The sequence below is a fragment of the Flavobacterium sp. HTF genome (assembly GCF_003105115.1).
Classification (GTDB): domain Bacteria; phylum Bacteroidota; class Bacteroidia; order Flavobacteriales; family Flavobacteriaceae; genus Flavobacterium.
Window position 1 is genome coordinate 15,888 of the sequence record NZ_QETH01000050.1, and the last position, 16,682, is coordinate 32,569.

Below are 16,682 nucleotides of genomic sequence, written 5' to 3' on the forward strand. Positions count from 1 at the left end.
AAATGGAATTTGATTTTCTAGAACCGATTAACAATGAAATTTTAAAATTCATTAGTTCTTTGTCTTCACAGGAATTGGGAAGTAAAGTAGCTTTCCATACTCAGGATCAATTTCCGGATATTAATAAAATTAATATTGCAGTAGTTGGTGTTTTAGAAGATCGCAGAAATATTGATATTGTTAATGAAGTAAACCTGAACGCTGTTCGTAAAAAGTTTTACGGCATGTTTCCTGGTAATTGGGACGCCTCAATTGCAGATTTAGGAGACATACTTGCAGGCGATTCAGTTGAGGATACCTATTTTGCATTAAAAAAGGTAACATCTGCTTTAATTAAGAATAAAGTCATTCCGATAGTTCTGGGAGGTTCGCAGGATTTGACCTATGCTTTGTATCGTGCATATGACGATTTGGAGCAAATGGTAAACATGGTTTCAGTAGATAACAAGTTTGATTTTGGTAAGGAAAACGAAGCTGTTTCTGCCAGTTCTTATCTTACTAAAATCATAATAGATGAGCCGAATAACCTTTTTAATTATTGTAATATAGGGTATCAGACCTATTACAATTCTCAGGAAGAAATAGACTTAATTGAAAAATTATTTTTTGATGCTTATCGTCTGGGAGAGATTTCAAACAAAATTTCTTTGGCAGAACCGGTTTTTAGGGATGCTGATTTGGTTAGTATCGATTTGAATTCTGTAAAGTCTTCAGATTCAGGAAATAATGTTTCTTTCGAGCCAAATGGTTTCAACGGAAAAGAGATTTGTTCTCTGGCGAGATACGCCGGTATTAGTGATAAAGTTTCCTCTTTTGGAATTTTTAATCATAACAGTACAGCACAGGAATCGGTAATAATTGCTCAGATAATCTGGTACTTTATTGAAGGGTATCATTACCGTTCTAAAGAATATCCTTTTGGAAGCAGAACAAATTATTTGAAGTACATTGTTCCGCTTGAAGAGGAAGAATTAATTTTTTATAAAAGTGATAAAACAGAACGTTGGTGGATAGAAATTCCTTACGAATCTAACGGTCACAATAAATTGAAAAGAAATACGTTATTACCATGTTCTTATGACGAATATTTGCTCGCTTGCAACCAGGAATTGCCAGAAAGATGGTGGAAAGCACAGCGAAAAAATGCTTTATAGAGGAAAATTTTAACGTAAATCTTAAAATTTCGAAATTATTAAAAAAAAGTTAAAAAACATTAGTAAGAAAAAAGTTATATAGTATAAAATTTAACGTTTTACGTCGATTTTTTGAGTTAGTTTGTCGACTAAATATTTTTTTTTTATTTTATTTAACATTATTTTTGACCGGTGAAATAAATTTCGTGAGTAGTGTTGTTTTTTTAATAAATAATAAATACGTTTACGGACTTATAATAATGAATAGATAATCCCAAATTTATATGAAGAAGTTTATTGCATTTGCAGCAATGTTAACCCTAGTTATTGGCTGTGGAAAATCAGGTGATAAAGGAGAGTTAGTTGGTGTTACAGGAGGAAAATGGCATCCTGAAAAACCTTATGGAATGACATTGGTTCCAGGTGGGTCTTTTATTATGGGTAAATCAGATGATGATTTGGCTGACGTAGAAGATGCTCCAACTAAAACCGTGACAGTTCGTTCATTTTATATGGATGAAACTGAAATTACTAACAGCGAGTATCGTCAATTTGTGGAATGGGTAAAAGATTCTACAATGAGAGTTCGTTTAGCTATTCTGGCTGATGAAACAGGACAAAAAGGTGCAGGAGACGCAAAAGGCAAAAAAGCTGGTAGTATCGCTGATTATGCATTTAACGATTCTGAGCCGGATAAAATGACGGCATACGATAAGTATATGTATGATAACTATTATAGTGTAGGAACTAAAGATGATCCTTATGCTGGTAGAAAATTAAACAAAAAAGTAAAGTTAATTAAAGATACAAAAGCATACCCGGATGAGTATTATGCTGAGGTAATGGATTCTATGTATTTACCAATTGAAGAATCATATAATGGTTTAAGAACGGTTGACGTAAATAAATTAAAATTCCGTTACTCTTGGATGGATATCCAGGCTGCTGCAAAAGCAAAAGTTGGAAAAAGAAAAGACTTTGTAAAAACGGAGCAGGTAAGTGTTTATCCTGATACAACAGTTTGGATTAAAGATTTTGCTTATTCATATAATGAGCCAATGCATAATGACTATTTCTGGCACAAAGCTTATGGAGACTATCCGGTAGTTGGTGTTACATGGAAACAGGCAAAAGCATTCTGCGCATGGAGAACATTAAATAAAAACAGTTATATCAAATCTAAGAAAAAAGGACGTGACTTAGTAAATGCTTTCAGATTGCCAACAGAGGCTGAGTGGGAGTATGCTGCAAGAGGAGGTCTGGAATCTGCAACTTATCCTTGGGGAGGTCCTTACACGAAAAGTGACAGAGGTTGTTTCTTAGCAAACTTCAAACCAAGCAGAGGAGATTATGCTGCTGATGAGGCTTTATATACTGTTGAAGCTAAGTCTTATGAAGTAAATGGATACGGATTATATAATATGGCAGGAAACGTTTCGGAGTGGACTGATTCAGCATATAACCCAAATGCATATGAGTATGTTTCAACAATGAATCCAAACGTAATTGACGGAAACAACCAAAGAAAAGTAGTTCGCGGAGGATCATGGAAAGATGTTGCTTATTTCTTACAAGTAAGTACTCGTGATCACGAATATGCAGATTCAGCAAGAAGTTACATTGGTTTCAGAACTGTACAAGATTACATGGGAACTCAGGTAACTGGTAACAAAAAGAAGTAATTAAATATTCAATAACCAAATCAAATCTATTTCAAATTAAAACCTAAAAAAAAGTTATTATGGCATTATTAAGTAAAAAAGCAATGAATTTCGCTTATGGTATGGGAGCGGCAGTAGTAATCGTTGGAGCATTATTCAAAATTACTCACTTTGAAATTGGACCATTAACAGGTACAGTGATGCTTTCTGTAGGATTGTTAACTGAGGCATTAATCTTTGCTCTTTCTGCTTTCGAACCTGTGGATGAAGAATTAGACTGGACTCTTGTTTACCCTGAATTGGCTAATGGTCAAGCTAGACCAAAAGCGGATAAAGCTGAATCAACTGATGCTCAGGGATTATTATCTCAAAAATTAGACGTAATGTTGAAAGAAGCTAAAATTGACGGTGAGTTAATGTCAAGCTTAGGAAACAGTATTAAAAATTTCGAATCAGCTGCTAAAGGAATTGCTCCTACTGTAGATTCTATCGCTTCTACTAAAAAATACAGCGAAGAATTGTCAATGGCTGCTGCTCAAATGGAATCATTAAACAGCTTATACAAAGTTCAGTTGGAAAGCGCTGCAAGAAACGCTGACGCTAACAAAGAAATCGCTGAAAATGCTTCTAAATTAAAAGAACAAATGCAATCTATGACTGCAAACATTGCTTCATTAAACAATGTTTACGGCGGTATGCTTTCTGCAATGAGTAACAAAGGATAATTAGTTTTTAACTATTATATTAAATTTATTAATAAGAACTAATTAGAAAAAAATGGCAGGAGGAAAATTAACCCCTAGACAGAAGATGATTAACCTGATGTACCTGGTTTTCATCGCAATGTTGGCAATGAACGTTTCAAAAGAAGTTATTTCTGCTTTTGGTTTGATGAATGAAAAATTCGAAGCATCAAATACTTCTTCAGTTGAAACAAATACTTCATTACTACAATCTTTAGATCAAAAAGCTGCTGAAGCAAAAGGAGAATTCGCAACTGCTGCGGTTACTGCTCATAAAGTAGAAACGATCTCAAAAGAATTTTATGATTATATTGGAACTTTAAAAGCTCAATCTATCAAAGGTTTCGAAGTAGAAAAAGAAACTGGAAAATTACCTTACGAGGCAATGGATAGAGGAGATAATATCGACGACTGGTTTACAGGAGACGGTTACACTAAAAAAGGTAACGAAATTATCGCTAAAATTCAAAAATATAAAGCTGATTTAAAAGCTGCTTTAGGATCAGATAAAAAATATGCTAACATTATAGCAGAAGTTGAAAAGAAATTTGATGTTTCTGATGTAAAAAACAAAGAAGGTATAAAAGAAAAATACTTAGCTTATCACTTTAAAGGTTTTCCTGCAATTGCATCAGCTGCAAAACTTTCAGCTTGGCAGAATGACGTTAAAAAAGCAGAAACTGATGTTTACAACAGTGCTTTAGGAAAAGCTGCAGTAGCTGCTGCTTCTTACAGCAACTACCAGGCGATTGTTGTTTTAGATAAAAATGCTTATTTCCAAGGAGAAAAAGTTACAGGTAAAGTAGTTTTAGGTCGTTATGACGAAAACACAAAACCAACTTCATTCCAAGGTCCTGGGCAAATCGTAAACGGACAAGCTGTTATCTCGTTAACTGCTGGTGGTGTTGGTGAGCAAGATATCAACGGACAATTTACATTCTTAGAAGATGGAAAAAACATTCCATTAAAATTCGCTGGAAAATATGTTGTTGTACCTAGACCAAACTCAGCTACAATTTCTGCAGATAAAATGAATGTTGTCTACAGAGGAGTTGTTAACCCAATCTCTGTTTCTTTTGCTGGTGTAGATGCTAACAAAATTGTTGCAAGTGCTCCGGGATTAGTTTCAGCTGGTAAACCTGGTAAATATAACATGAGCCCTGGTCAGGGAACTGAAGCTACAATTTCTGTTACTGGAACATTACCAAACGGTGATAAAGTTACAGATAAGAAAACATTTAGAATTAAAGGTATTCCTGGGCCAACAGGAACAATCAGAGGTGAAATGGGTGTTGTTAAAGGACCTAAATCTAACTTAGAGATTGCTACTATTGGTGCAAAATTACTTGATTTTGATTTTGAAGTTGGTTTAGATGTTGTTGGATTTAACTTAAAAGTTACAGGACAACCTACAGTTGTAGTTACTGGTAACAGATTAAATGCACAATGTAAACAAATTTTATCAAGAGCAGGTAAAGGAGATCAGGTTACTATTTCTGAAATCAAAACTAAACTTGTTGGAGCTGGTAGCTATTTATTACCAAGAACTGCTCCGGTAATTTACGAAATACAATAATAAGTAGGTAAAACTACGTTCAATATCTTATAATGATATCATGATGAAAGTAAGAAATTTTTTAATAGCTATTGTTTCGATCGCCGGAGGTTTTGCTTCTAATGCGCAATCAAATTTGCTTAACGCAAAAACACCAGCTCAAATAGGACTTAAGACTCCTGCACAGCTTATCTCAGATAATGATAAACCTTTGGCTTATGGTTATGTTGATGATAGAGATGTATTGATGGGGAAAACTACTTGGGAAATTATCGATTTGAATGAAAAAATCAACTTTCCATTGTACTTTCCAGTAGACACAGCTAATATTGGTTCTGACAGACGTTCACTTTATGACGCCTTGACGAAAGCTATGAAAAATGGCAAAATAACGGAGGTTTATTCTGATAGTTATTTCAATACTAAAAAATCTCTGAAAGACATTCAAGGATCATTATCACGTGTAGATACAACTGATGCAGGTAGAGAGTTAATTAACCAATATCCGGATGACTATAAAACTCACGTTGTGAAGAAAAAAGTTGTTACTGGTACTGGTAAAAAGAAAGTAGTAACTTATGTTGATGAAACTGTAGCTGCTACAAGAACAGTTCCTGCTGAATATATTTTGAAACAAGATCTTACATCTGCTGATGTTACACAGTATAAAATAAAAGGATACTGGTATTTTGACAAACGTCAAAGTGAACTGAAATATCGTTTACTTGGAATTTGCCCTGTTACTCCTGATGTTTATACTATGAATAGTGATGAAAAGGATTATATCGAGTTGTTCTGGATTTTCTATCCAAATGCAAGAGAAGCTTTGCATGAAGCAAAAGCTTTTAATGACAGTAATTCAGCACTTCCAATTTCATTTGATCAAATTTTGAACTCAAGACGTTTTAATGCTGTTATCTACAAAGAAGAAAACTTGTACGGAGATCGTGAGATCAAAGAATACATGAAAGATAATGCACAAAATCAATTGTTAGAGTCTGAAAGAGTGAAAGAAAAGATTCGTAACTTCGAGCAAGATATGTGGAACTACTAAGTTTCTCAATTACATTATAACAAAAGCCCTTACTACATTTGTAGTAAGGGCTTTTTTATTTTTCTTACATAATTTTGAATAAAATATGTAGGAAAAATACAATAAAATATACCTGTTTTACGTTTGCTTTGATATTAAAAAATAATATGATGAAAGTGAATTTTTTTTTAGTCATTATTATGATGGTCACTTGTAGTTTTTCTTCCAATGCCCAATCTAATTTGCTTAATGCAAAAACAGCAGAACAAATTGGGAAAAAGAATGCTGCACAGCTGATATCTGACAATGATAAGCCTTTGGCTTATGGGTACGTAGATGATAGAGATATCTTAATGGGTAAAACTACATGGGAGATTATTGATTTGAGTGAAAAAATCAATTTTCCGTTGTATTATCCGGTTGATACTGCTAACATTGGTCCTGACAGGCGCTCTCTGTATGATGTTTTGACAAGAGCAATCAAACAAGGAAAAATAACCGAAGTTTATTCTGATAGTTATTTTAATACTAAAAAATCTATGAAAGACATCCAGGGATCATTATCCCGTGTTGATACAACAGATGCAGGTAGAGAATTAATCAACCAATATCCTGATGATTATAAGACACGGGTTGTAAAAAAGAAAGTAGTAACCGTAACCGGAAAGAAGAAGGTGGTCTCTTATGTAGATCAAACAATAGGGCCGACACGAACGGTTCCTGCTGAATATATTTTAAAGCAGGATCTTACTGCAGCCGATGTTGAGCAATATAAAATTAAAGGATACTGGTATTTTGACAAACGTCAGAGCGAGCTGAAATATCGTTTACTCGGAATTTGTCCTGTAACCCCTGATGTATACACTATGAATAGTGATGAAAAAGATTATATTGAATTGTTCTGGGTTTTCTATCCAAATGCGAGAGAAGCGTTGCATGAAGCAAAAGCTTTTAATGACAATAATTCTGCTATGCCAATTTCATTTGATCAGATTTTGAATTCCAGACGTTTTAATGCGATTATTTACAAAGAAGAAAATATGTATGGTGACCGTGAGATTAAAGATTACATGAAAAGTAACGCGCAAAACCAGTTGTTAGAATCTGAAAGGGTAAAGGAGAAGATTCGTAATTTTGAAGAAAATATGTGGAACTACTAAGCCACTAGCTATTGTTTAAGAAAAACTCTTACTACCTTTGTATGTAAGAGTTTTTTATATTTTACCTTTTTATAAATGATTGATTATTTAATTGTCGGGTGTGGATTGGCAGGAATTTCATTTTCAGAAATTGCGCTTAAAAACGATAAATCTATTTTAGTAATAGATGATACCTCTCAAGTTTCTTCCAGAGTGGCAGGAGGTTTGTATAATCCTGTGATTTTAAAACGCTTTAGCGAAGTCTGGAAAGCAGAAGAGCAATTAAACCTGATGGAAGATTTCTACAATAGTATTGAGCTTAAATTGAAAACTAAAGTCAATTTTAAGCTGCCTATTTTAAGGAAGTTCTTCTCTATTGAAGAGCAAAATAATTGGTTTGCGGCTTCTGACAAACCACTTTTGGCTCCTTTTCTTTCGACAAAAATTATTTTTGATAAATTTTCAGGAATTGATTCGCCTTATGATTATGGAGAAGTTTTACATACAGGCTATGTGGATACTGCGCTTTTATTAGATAAATACCATGAATATTTAATAGAAAATAACCTTCTTCTTCAAGAATCATTTGATTATTCTAAACTGGTAATCAATGATGAGTATGTCGTGTACAAAAATTATCAGGCTAAAAATATAATCTTTGCAGAAGGTTTTGGCCTGCATGCTAATCCTTTTTTTCAGGATCTTCCGCTTGACGGTACAAAAGGAGAATTATTTGTAATAAAAGCTCCGGAACTAAATCTGGATGTTATAGTGAATACCAGCGTTTTTATCCTGCCTATGGGAAATGATTTATTTAAAGTAGGTGCTACATACAACTGGAAAGACAAAACAGACCTGCCAACCGAAGAAGGGAGAGCAGAATTAGTTGAAAGAATTCAGGAAATAATCAATTGTGATTTTGAAATTGTTTCTCATTTTGGAGGCGTCAGGCCAACTGTGCGAGACCGCAGGCCAATAATTGGTACTCACAGCCAACATAAATCATTGCATATACTGAATGGTCTGGGAACCCGTGGCGTAATGTTGGGGCCTGCAATGGCAAAAGACCTTTTTTATCACATTGAGAATAAAACCGTATTAGATCCTGTAATTGATATTAACAGGTTTTATAAGAAAAAGAAATAGGCGGTTGTTATTTAATTTTTGCTTTCGAATCAAATTTAGGATCGTACGAAACAAACATGTTAATATAAATATTTCTTGAAAGACGCAAAACGAACGGAAATAATAGCACTAAGGTTACTATAATGCTAAGAAAAGATTGTTCTATCGTTGTTCCAAAAAAAACAAACGAAACTATAAATGCAGCAATTCCCACCGCTACATTTAATCCGTAACTCACATACATTGCCCCGTAAAAAAAAGACGGTTCAATTTGATATTTCAGTCCACAGTGACCGCAGTGGTCATTCATTTTTAAAACTTTAGATAAATGAAGCGGATTCTGATCTGAATACATGCTTTCATTTTGGCATCTTGGGCAACTTCCTGTAAAAATACTTTTTATTTTAGATCCTTTGTTGAACATCTTAATATTGACTGTTTTATGAAGATTTTAAAAAAATGATAGTTTTAAAATCAGTTAAATCGTACGGAATTGTGTTACAAAAACAGTTGTAAAGATAGTGATTAACTTTGTTTTTTATGAAGCCCTATTTCCTTTTTGCTCTATAGTGCGGTAAGGTTTCTTATTATTTGCTTTGATATTTTATTTTAAATGAAAATAAAAGACTAAAATTAGTCAGAAGACATTTAAAGACTAAAGCAGGTACTTTTATAACTTCTTGGATTATTGTAAAAGCTATCAGTATTCAGGGGTAAAACTTCAATTAAATGTTATACTTTTGCACTTTCAAAACGTAAATTAAAAAATCAACAGTATTTGCAGTTGATTATGCGTTAAATTAATAAATCACAATGGTTTAGGAAGCCATTACATCTTAGCAATAGTCAATACATTATGCTTAATATACACAATCTTTCTGTTTCCTTTGGAGGAACATATTTATTTGAAGAAGTTACTTTTCGTTTAGGAGCAGGGGACCGCGTTGGTCTTGTTGGTAAAAACGGGGCTGGTAAATCGACAATGCTTAAAATGCTGGCGAGAGATTTTGCTCCGGATTCCGGTGTTATTTCTCAGGAGAAAGATATCAAAATGGGATTTCTGCGTCAGGATATTGACTTTGAACACGGAAGAACTGTTTTAGAAGAGGCATATGAGGCTTTTACTGAAATTAAAATTGTAGAAAAAAAGTTAGAAGAAATCAATCATCAATTGGTTACAAGAACCGATTATGAAAGTGAAGAATACGGACAAATCATCGAAGATTTATCTGATTACACACACCGTTTTGATCTTTTAGGAGGTTATAACTATGTGGGAGATACCGAGAAAATCCTTTTGGGTTTAGGTTTTAAGAGAGAAGTTTTTAATAACCAAACCGAAACTTTTTCAGGAGGGTGGAGAATGCGTATTGAGCTTGCAAAGCTTTTATTGCAGTCAAATGATGTACTGCTTCTGGATGAGCCAACCAACCACTTAGATATCGAAAGTATTATCTGGTTAGAAAGTTTCCTTCGTAATTATCCTGGAGTTGTGGTAATCGTATCGCACGATAAAATGTTTTTGGACAATGTTACCAACAGAACAATCGAAATCTCTTTAGGAAAAGCATACGACTTCAATAAACCATATTCTCAATATCTGGAATTGCGTCATGAAATTCGTGAGAAACAATTGGCAACTCAGAAAAACCAACAGAAAAAGATTGAAGAAACTGAAAAATTAATCGAGAAATTCCGTGCAAAAGCTTCAAAAGCTTCTATGGCGCAATCGTTAATTAAAAAATTAGATAAAGTAGAAAGAATCGAAGTTGATGAAGACGATAATTCGGTAATGAATATCTCTTTTCCTGTTTCTAAAGAACCGGGTAAAGTGGTAATCGAAGCAGAAAATGTTACAAAAGCTTACGGAGATAAAACGATATTAAAAGATATCAGTTTGCTGGTTGAAAGAGGAAGCAAAATTGCCTTTGTTGGTCAAAACGGACAGGGAAAATCGACTTTCATTAAAGCATTAGTAAATGAATTTGAATATCAGGGAAATATTAAATTAGGACATAATGTTCAGTTAGGATATTTTGCTCAAAATCAGGCCGAATATTTAGATGGAGAAATTACATTGCTGCGAACTATGGAAGATGCTGCAACCGATACCAACCGTTCTAAAGTTCGTGATATGCTGGGTTCATTTTTATTTCGCGGAGACGATGTAGAGAAAAAAGTAAAAGTACTTTCAGGAGGTGAGCGAAACCGTTTGGCGCTTTGTAAACTATTGTTACAGCCAATTAATGTATTGCTGATGGATGAGCCTACGAATCACCTGGATATTAAATCTAAGAACGTTTTAAAAGCGGCACTTCAGAAATTTGGCGGAACTTTATTGTTAGTTTCTCACGACAGGGATTTCCTTCAGGGAATGTCAAATATCGTTTACGAATTTAAAGATCAGAAAATCAAGGAATATTTAGGTGATATCAACTACTTCTTAGAACAGCGTAATCTGGAAAATATGCGAGAAGTTGAGAAAAAAGATGTTGCAAAAGTGGCAGCTCCAAAAGAAAACAACAAAACTTCATATGAAGACCAGAAAAAAGGCAAAGCGCTTCAAAACAAATTAAGTAAAGTTGAAAGCAAGATCAAACAATTGGAAAAAGACATTCAGCACGATGACAAAATGCTGGCTTCAAATTATGACAAACATATCGAAGATGCCTCATTTTTTACAGCTTACAATAAAAAGAAAGCAGATTTAGATCAATTGCTTCTGGATTGGGAAATTGTTCAGGAAGAAATAGATAATTTCAACGCATAATTTTAAGTTTATAATAAATCGCAGATTTCAGCCCACGTTGAAATCTGCTTTTTTTTTCACCTATTTTGGTTTGCTAAATCACTTAATAATTCCAATAGATTTTGAGTGCATAATTGCCTGGCTGCTATCTTTAAAATAACAGACCGAAACATCTAAATCTTCCAGATTTTTCAAAACAGTTTTTGTTTTTTCTTTTTGATGCTTACCGGTTTGTCTAATATATACAGCCTTAACGGTTACAGGAAATATTTTGCAGATTTGCTCGTATAAAAAAGGATCATGTTGCGAATCATCTCCCAATAAAACATATTTTAAGTTGGGATAAAATTCTAAAACATGTTTTATCTTATCAAATTTGTGATTGTGATTTCCGCGACCACTCATAAAGAAATCAGTGACCCCTCTTTTAATATCTTTTAATAAAATAACAGCTCTTGGCAACTGATGTATTTTAGTAAATTTTACGATAAAATTATAGAGATTCCATTCGCTGCTCGAAACATAAAAAAAAGCATTTTCTTCTTCCTTATTATTTCTTCCGGCTGAACTCAATGCCTGATAATGAGGAACAACGCCTTCAAAAACTTTACGGTCATTCACATTTTTAAAAAGAAGAATGTATATTTTTTTAAAGACATTACGGGTATGCGAAATCAAAAAAGTATCATCAATGTCTGATATGATTCCCAGGTTTCCTTCATGCGGCCTTATAAAGCTTCCTTTTGCGGTAATTGTTTCTGATTTATGTTTTATGCTTACTTCGTATTCCATCCATCCAAAATCAAATTCTTTTTCAATCGGAATGCAAAATTTAAAATAGCCATCATCTAAGGTTTTAGAATGAATTTGCTTATTGCCACATTTTAAGTAAACATCATAATTTTTAATCGTTTTTATCCTGAACTGATTGATTATTGAAGTTGCATTTTTAAAGTTTTTCTTCTGATAATCATAATCATACAGTCTTTTGAAAACATGACCCATCACGATTAATTCCTGTTCATTCGCATAACCCCGATATAATTGTAGAATTGGTTTCATTAATTATGTACTTTTATATATGTAAATTAATTATTTTAATCGGTTATAAAAATTAAATTTTGAAAAATAACATCATTTTTGTTGTAAATCCAATTTCAGGTGATTTAGACAAAACAGACTTAATAGACGCAGTAAACGAGTTTTCGATCACCAATAATTTTCATTTAACTGTTTATGAAACTACAGGAAAACAGGATATTAAAGCACTACAGTTGCTTTATGAAGAGCATAAGCCGGACAGAATTGTTGTTGCAGGAGGAGACGGAACCATAAAAATGGTTGCCGAAGCCATGGAGCAGCACGATGTCATAATAGGTGTTTTGCCTGCCGGCTCTGCTAACGGTTTATCCGTCGATTTAAATTTACCAAATACTATCGAAGAAAATCTCAAAATAGCTTTTTTGAATCATTACATTGAAATGGATATGATTTGCATTAATGGGAAAAAAAGCATCCATTTAAGTGATATCGGACTAAACGCTGATTTGGTCAAGAATTACGAAGAAAGCAATTTAAGAGGTTTTTGGGGTTATGCATTACAGGCATATACCACTCTTGTGGATTATAATGAGCCTTTTGTAGCAACGATTACCACAAATAAAGAAACAAGTATACATCCGGCCCGAATGATTGTAATCGCTAATTCCCAGAAATACGGAACCGGCGTGACGATTAATCCGAATGGTGTGGTAAACGACGGAAAATTTGAATTGGTGATCTTAAAAAGCCTTGATTTATTATTGCTGGGGAAAATCATAACCGGAAATATGCCAATTGATTCTGATGATATTGTAATTATCTCAACAGATAAAGCTACAATAACAACAGATTATCCTGTTAATTTTCAGATTGACGGAGAGTATTGCGGTGCCCAGACTTCTCTTGAAATTCATATTTTGCACAAGCAGATGAAATTAGCAGTGCCTTAGTTTTTGTCCCTTAAAATCTTTGGCAAAGTTCTAAACTTTGTCAAAGTTATTATTTAAAAGGATTTCGTTCTTTCCATTCTGTTTTTGGTTCCAGATAATCGAATAGTTTTCCAATGTTTTTGTTAATCAAGGCATTGCTATGGGTAATGAGTCCGTACATTTTTACCGGTTTTGCCCCGACTGAACTTTTTATTTCGAGTGCAGTTCTCGCAAAAACAACTTCTTTGAAACCCTGATTAATAGAATAAGCGATCATATCATACAGCATATTTAGATATAACATTTTATCGCGTTGGATGTTTTCGTTATAACCTAAAAAATAGGTATCCATTACGGTACCATTTTTTATTAGAGTATTAAAACCGATTAATTTTTCATCCAAAAAATAACCATAGAAAAGAAAATTTTCTTTCATGATTTCCTTAAAAATCCGAAAATGGTTCCTGGCTAAAAAGAAAGTATTGAAAGGAGCATTTTTTGCCACATGAAAATATAAATCATAAATAGTCTCTTCATGTTTGATGATTTCATCCAGAGACATTTTCTGTTTTTCAATTCCTTCACTCTTTTTTCGTGCACGTTTGTACTGATCGCGGTATTTTTTAGAAAGCGCTTCAATATAATCCTGTTCTGTTTTCCATTCAGGATTGATGTCGAAAATCATATTCGGCTGAGTCGAAAACGTAAAGTTGTTTTTGAATTCTGCTTTTAAAGGTTCAATTTCTTTTTCGGTAAAATCTTTTATGCTTGTAATGTGAACTTTTCGTCCTTTTGATTTAAAATCTTTTTTTAACTCATTAATCGCTTTATGAAGTGTTTTAATAATTTTTGCCCCGTTTACTTCTTTTGAAAAAGAAAATGCATTTTGACCAGTAAGCATATTATTCCCTACAAACAAAACATGCGAAGCAAAATTTTTAAAAGCGAAATTGCGGACAGAAGTCTTTAAACATTGATCGCGTTCGCCAAAAGATTCCAGTTTTTCGGCAAAAATAAATTGTGTCAGGGCAATACCGACAAGTTTTTCATGTTTAAAAATCCCAATAAAATGGCAAACCATGTTTACTGGAGAAGATTTTTCAAGAACTTCAAGGTATTCCCGGGTCAAAAAAATATTTTGAGTGGTCAGCGAGTTCCATTCTTTTGGGAGTAATGACGCGCTATTGTATATTTGAAAAGAATAAGTTGTATTCAAAAGTGAAAGCTAATTTGTTCAAAATTAGATAATATTTATAAGAACCAATTCGGTTTAAGTTATTATTAAGAAAAACCCGTTTGAATTAGATTTTCAAACGGGTTTTTATCATTTATGATTTAAGCGAAACCGCAAACAATTCCGCCCATTAAAGTCAGGGTAAGCATCCAGAATCCGGCGTGTATAAGGATGTATTTCCACGATTTTCTTTCGAACAATCCATTAATTCCGATAACAGGGAAAGCAAAAAGCAAGCCTGAAATAAAACCATGTAACGCTCCATGTTTAAAAGTACGGTACGCCGTTCCGTAGTCGGCCATAAAAGCAGCAAAGGAAGGCTTTGCAGCATCCAGTAACGGAGGTCCGCCCACCATTCCGACAGCTCCCGACTGATGAATTGTGAGCGACATAAGTGTCATTGTAATCATCAAAGAAAAAACATACGTTAAACCGAATATTTTTAACATGTTTCCGGTTTTAAGCTGTTCCTGCGTCAGATTATTTTCTCTCATCCAGATTGTTCCAAAAACTTTTGGATGATACCATACAAATCCGACTACGAGGGTCACAAGAGCAGCAAGTAATAGTGCGATAAAGTTAATTTCCATAATATAAAGGTTTAATTGTTAGTTGATCAAATTTACTAAAAAAGATCATTATTAGGCTGTTTTTTGAAAGTAGTAAAAAGAAGGTTAAAAAATTACTTATTAACACTTTGTCGACATTTGAGGCTTTGTATGGGTAAAATGCATAATTTTATCCCGAAAACAAAACCCCAAATCTGTTATGAAAAGTTGTATCACTCTTTTTTTAGCACTTGTTTTTTCTCTTAATATTTTTGCAGATACGGTTTCAGACAAAGAAAAGGATGCCCTTATTAAATTGTACCATGCTACTAATGGAACACAATGGAAAATAAAATGGGATCTGTCTTCTTCGGTATCCTCATGGTATGGAGTACAGGCTAAAGACGGAAAAGTAGTTGGACTAAATTTATCCAAAAATAATTTGAAGGGACAATTGCCCGCCGAATTTTTTGATCTCGTAAATCTTGTTGCTATAGATTTACATGATAATAATCTGAAAGGACAAATTCCTGTTGCGATCCATAATCTGAAAGATCTTGAAGCTTTGGATGTTTCCTCAAATGAATTGTCAGGAACGCTGCCGGCTTCAATATGTGAACTTAAAAAGCTTAAAAATTTAGCGCTTTTTATGAACAAAATTTCAGGAGAGCTGCCATTAGAAATTGGTAAATTAGAAAAACTGGAAATCCTGTCCTTGTTTAATAATGAAATCGAAGGTCAGTTGCCCAGTTCATTATACAAAATTCAGACACTGAAAGTTTTGCTTCTGAATAATAATAAAATGAGCGGAAACCTGAGCAGGGAAGTTATCAATTTTGCTGCCCTGGAAAACCTGAGTTTGTTTGATAATAGTTTTGAAGGAGAAATTCCCGGAGAGCTCGAAAAATTGCATAATTTATCAGAAATGAATCTTTCTTATAATAAATTCAGAGGAACAGTTTCTAAAAATTTAGTGTTGTTAGATTCACTGAATATGATTATGTTTGACGAAAATGAAAACCCTGTTTTATTAGAAATTAATACTGAAAAAGAAACTACTATTGTAACCCAAAATTAATCGTGCTTATGAATGAATTTTACTCTCGTTAACAAGATTAAATATATTTAGTTAATTGTTGAAAACCGTAATTTATTACGGTTTTTTTATACCCTGAAATTCCCAGAATAAAAAATAACATTAAATTTGAAAGCGAAATTTGAGTTATCACTTTTTTTCATAACTTTATTTCATTCAAGTTTTAGAGACAAATTTAATATAACCCTTTTAATCATAAAATTATGGTAGTACAATATAAAGGACAACAATATGGAAAGGCTACAACATTTACGATAAGAATTATCGGAAACAACCTTTCTAAAAGCAGTTCTAATTATCAAATCGATTTATTAGTTGGTGATAAACAGCTCCCGACTTTTACAACATCAATTCACCAAAGTCTTTCTAATTGCCTGAAAGAAATTTATCTATTTAGAAAACATAACGGTATCACTTTCGATGCCTCGTCAGAAAAAGTGGCAACTAAATTAGTACCTTATGATCAGGTTCTGTATAACTATAACAAATATGCTTTGTTTATGGCATAGTAAGCAAAATGTATAGATATAACAAAAAAGCTTCAGAGAAATCTGAAGCTTTTTTTGTTTATGCCATTTTTTAAATGATATTCTTTGAGTTGTTTAACCCAAAGTCTAAATGCCTAATCGATCGGATTTGTTGTATCGTTATCTTCTGTTAATCTAAATGGGATGAATTTTTAGCTTTCTTTTAAAT

Annotated in this window: 15 protein-coding genes; 11 read left to right on the plus strand and 4 right to left on the minus strand. The window is 33.3% G+C overall.

What is annotated here, in order from left to right; all coding sequences use genetic code 11:
• Positions 1 to 2 precede the first annotated feature (2 nt).
• From DCO46_RS14685 to DCO46_RS14715, 7 genes are all read left to right on the plus strand, one after another.
• Positions 3 to 1,154 (plus strand): formimidoylglutamase, encoded by a 1,152-nt coding sequence (locus DCO46_RS14685; RefSeq protein WP_116753269.1) that lies wholly within the window; start codon positions 3 to 5, stop codon positions 1,152 to 1,154.
• Positions 1,155 to 1,417: 263 nt separating this feature from the next.
• Positions 1,418 to 2,815, plus strand: coding sequence for a gliding motility lipoprotein GldK (gene gldK, locus DCO46_RS14690; RefSeq protein WP_116753270.1), 1,398 nt, complete (start codon positions 1,418 to 1,420; stop codon positions 2,813 to 2,815).
• 59 nt (positions 2,816 to 2,874) lie between these two features.
• Positions 2,875 to 3,519 carry a gliding motility protein GldL gene (gene gldL, locus DCO46_RS14695; protein ID WP_116753271.1) on the plus strand — a complete coding sequence of 215 codons (645 nt, stop codon included), beginning with the start codon at positions 2,875 to 2,877 and terminating at the stop codon, positions 3,517 to 3,519.
• 52 nt (positions 3,520 to 3,571) lie between these two features.
• Entirely contained in the window at positions 3,572 to 5,113 is a 1,542-nt protein-coding gene (gene gldM, locus DCO46_RS14700) for a gliding motility protein GldM (RefSeq protein ID WP_116753272.1), read from the plus strand.
• Positions 5,114 to 5,156: 43 nt separating this feature from the next.
• Complete coding sequence (gene gldN / locus DCO46_RS14705) at positions 5,157 to 6,146, plus strand: gliding motility protein GldN (protein WP_116753273.1); 990 nt, start codon at positions 5,157 to 5,159, stop codon at positions 6,144 to 6,146.
• 149 nt (positions 6,147 to 6,295) lie between these two features.
• Positions 6,296 to 7,285, plus strand: a complete 990-nt coding sequence (gene gldN, locus DCO46_RS14710; RefSeq protein ID WP_116753274.1) for a gliding motility protein GldN — start codon at positions 6,296 to 6,298, stop codon at positions 7,283 to 7,285.
• A 75-nt stretch (positions 7,286 to 7,360) separates the two neighbouring features.
• On the plus strand, positions 7,361 to 8,410 hold the full coding sequence (locus DCO46_RS14715) for an NAD(P)/FAD-dependent oxidoreductase (protein ID WP_116753275.1): 1,050 nt from the start codon (positions 7,361 to 7,363) through the stop codon (positions 8,408 to 8,410).
• A gap of 7 nt (positions 8,411 to 8,417) precedes the next feature.
• Here DCO46_RS14715 and DCO46_RS14720 read toward each other — a convergent pair whose 3' ends face one another.
• Positions 8,418 to 8,813: a DUF983 domain-containing protein gene (locus DCO46_RS14720; protein WP_116753276.1), complete on the minus strand. Its 396-nt coding sequence runs from the start codon at positions 8,811 to 8,813 to the stop codon at positions 8,418 to 8,420.
• 432 nt (positions 8,814 to 9,245) lie between these two features.
• On the opposite strand from DCO46_RS14720, the gene DCO46_RS14725 reads away from it, so the two are divergent.
• Positions 9,246 to 11,159: an ATP-binding cassette domain-containing protein gene (locus DCO46_RS14725; protein WP_116753277.1), complete on the plus strand. Its 1,914-nt coding sequence runs from the start codon at positions 9,246 to 9,248 to the stop codon at positions 11,157 to 11,159.
• A 78-nt stretch (positions 11,160 to 11,237) separates the two neighbouring features.
• Here the strand turns inward: DCO46_RS14725 and DCO46_RS14730 are convergent, their stop codons facing one another.
• Entirely contained in the window at positions 11,238 to 12,200 is a 963-nt protein-coding gene (locus DCO46_RS14730) for an App1 family protein (protein ID WP_116753278.1), read from the minus strand.
• 59 nt (positions 12,201 to 12,259) lie between these two features.
• Here DCO46_RS14730 and DCO46_RS14735 point away from each other — a divergent pair, with 59 nt between their 5' ends.
• The gene (locus DCO46_RS14735; protein ID WP_116753279.1) at positions 12,260 to 13,129 is read left to right on the plus strand and encodes a diacylglycerol/lipid kinase family protein; all 870 of its coding nucleotides are present in this window, start codon (positions 12,260 to 12,262) and stop codon (positions 13,127 to 13,129) included.
• Positions 13,130 to 13,178: 49 nt separating this feature from the next.
• Here DCO46_RS14735 and DCO46_RS14740 read toward each other — a convergent pair whose 3' ends face one another.
• Positions 13,179 to 14,324: a peptidogalycan biosysnthesis protein gene (locus tag DCO46_RS14740; protein ID WP_116753280.1), complete on the minus strand. Its 1,146-nt coding sequence runs from the start codon at positions 14,322 to 14,324 to the stop codon at positions 13,179 to 13,181.
• Positions 14,325 to 14,443: 119 nt separating this feature from the next.
• The gene (locus DCO46_RS14745; protein ID WP_116753281.1) at positions 14,444 to 14,932 is read right to left on the minus strand and encodes a DUF1761 domain-containing protein; all 489 of its coding nucleotides are present in this window, start codon (positions 14,930 to 14,932) and stop codon (positions 14,444 to 14,446) included.
• 178 nt (positions 14,933 to 15,110) lie between these two features.
• Here DCO46_RS14745 and DCO46_RS14750 point away from each other — a divergent pair, with 178 nt between their 5' ends.
• Positions 15,111 to 15,968, plus strand: a complete 858-nt coding sequence (locus DCO46_RS14750; RefSeq protein ID WP_116753282.1) for a Two component regulator three Y domain protein — start codon at positions 15,111 to 15,113, stop codon at positions 15,966 to 15,968.
• Between the two features lie 221 nt (positions 15,969 to 16,189).
• Positions 16,190 to 16,495: a hypothetical protein gene (locus tag DCO46_RS14755; RefSeq protein ID WP_116753283.1), complete on the plus strand. Its 306-nt coding sequence runs from the start codon at positions 16,190 to 16,192 to the stop codon at positions 16,493 to 16,495.
• Positions 16,496 to 16,682: the final 187 nt, after the last annotated feature.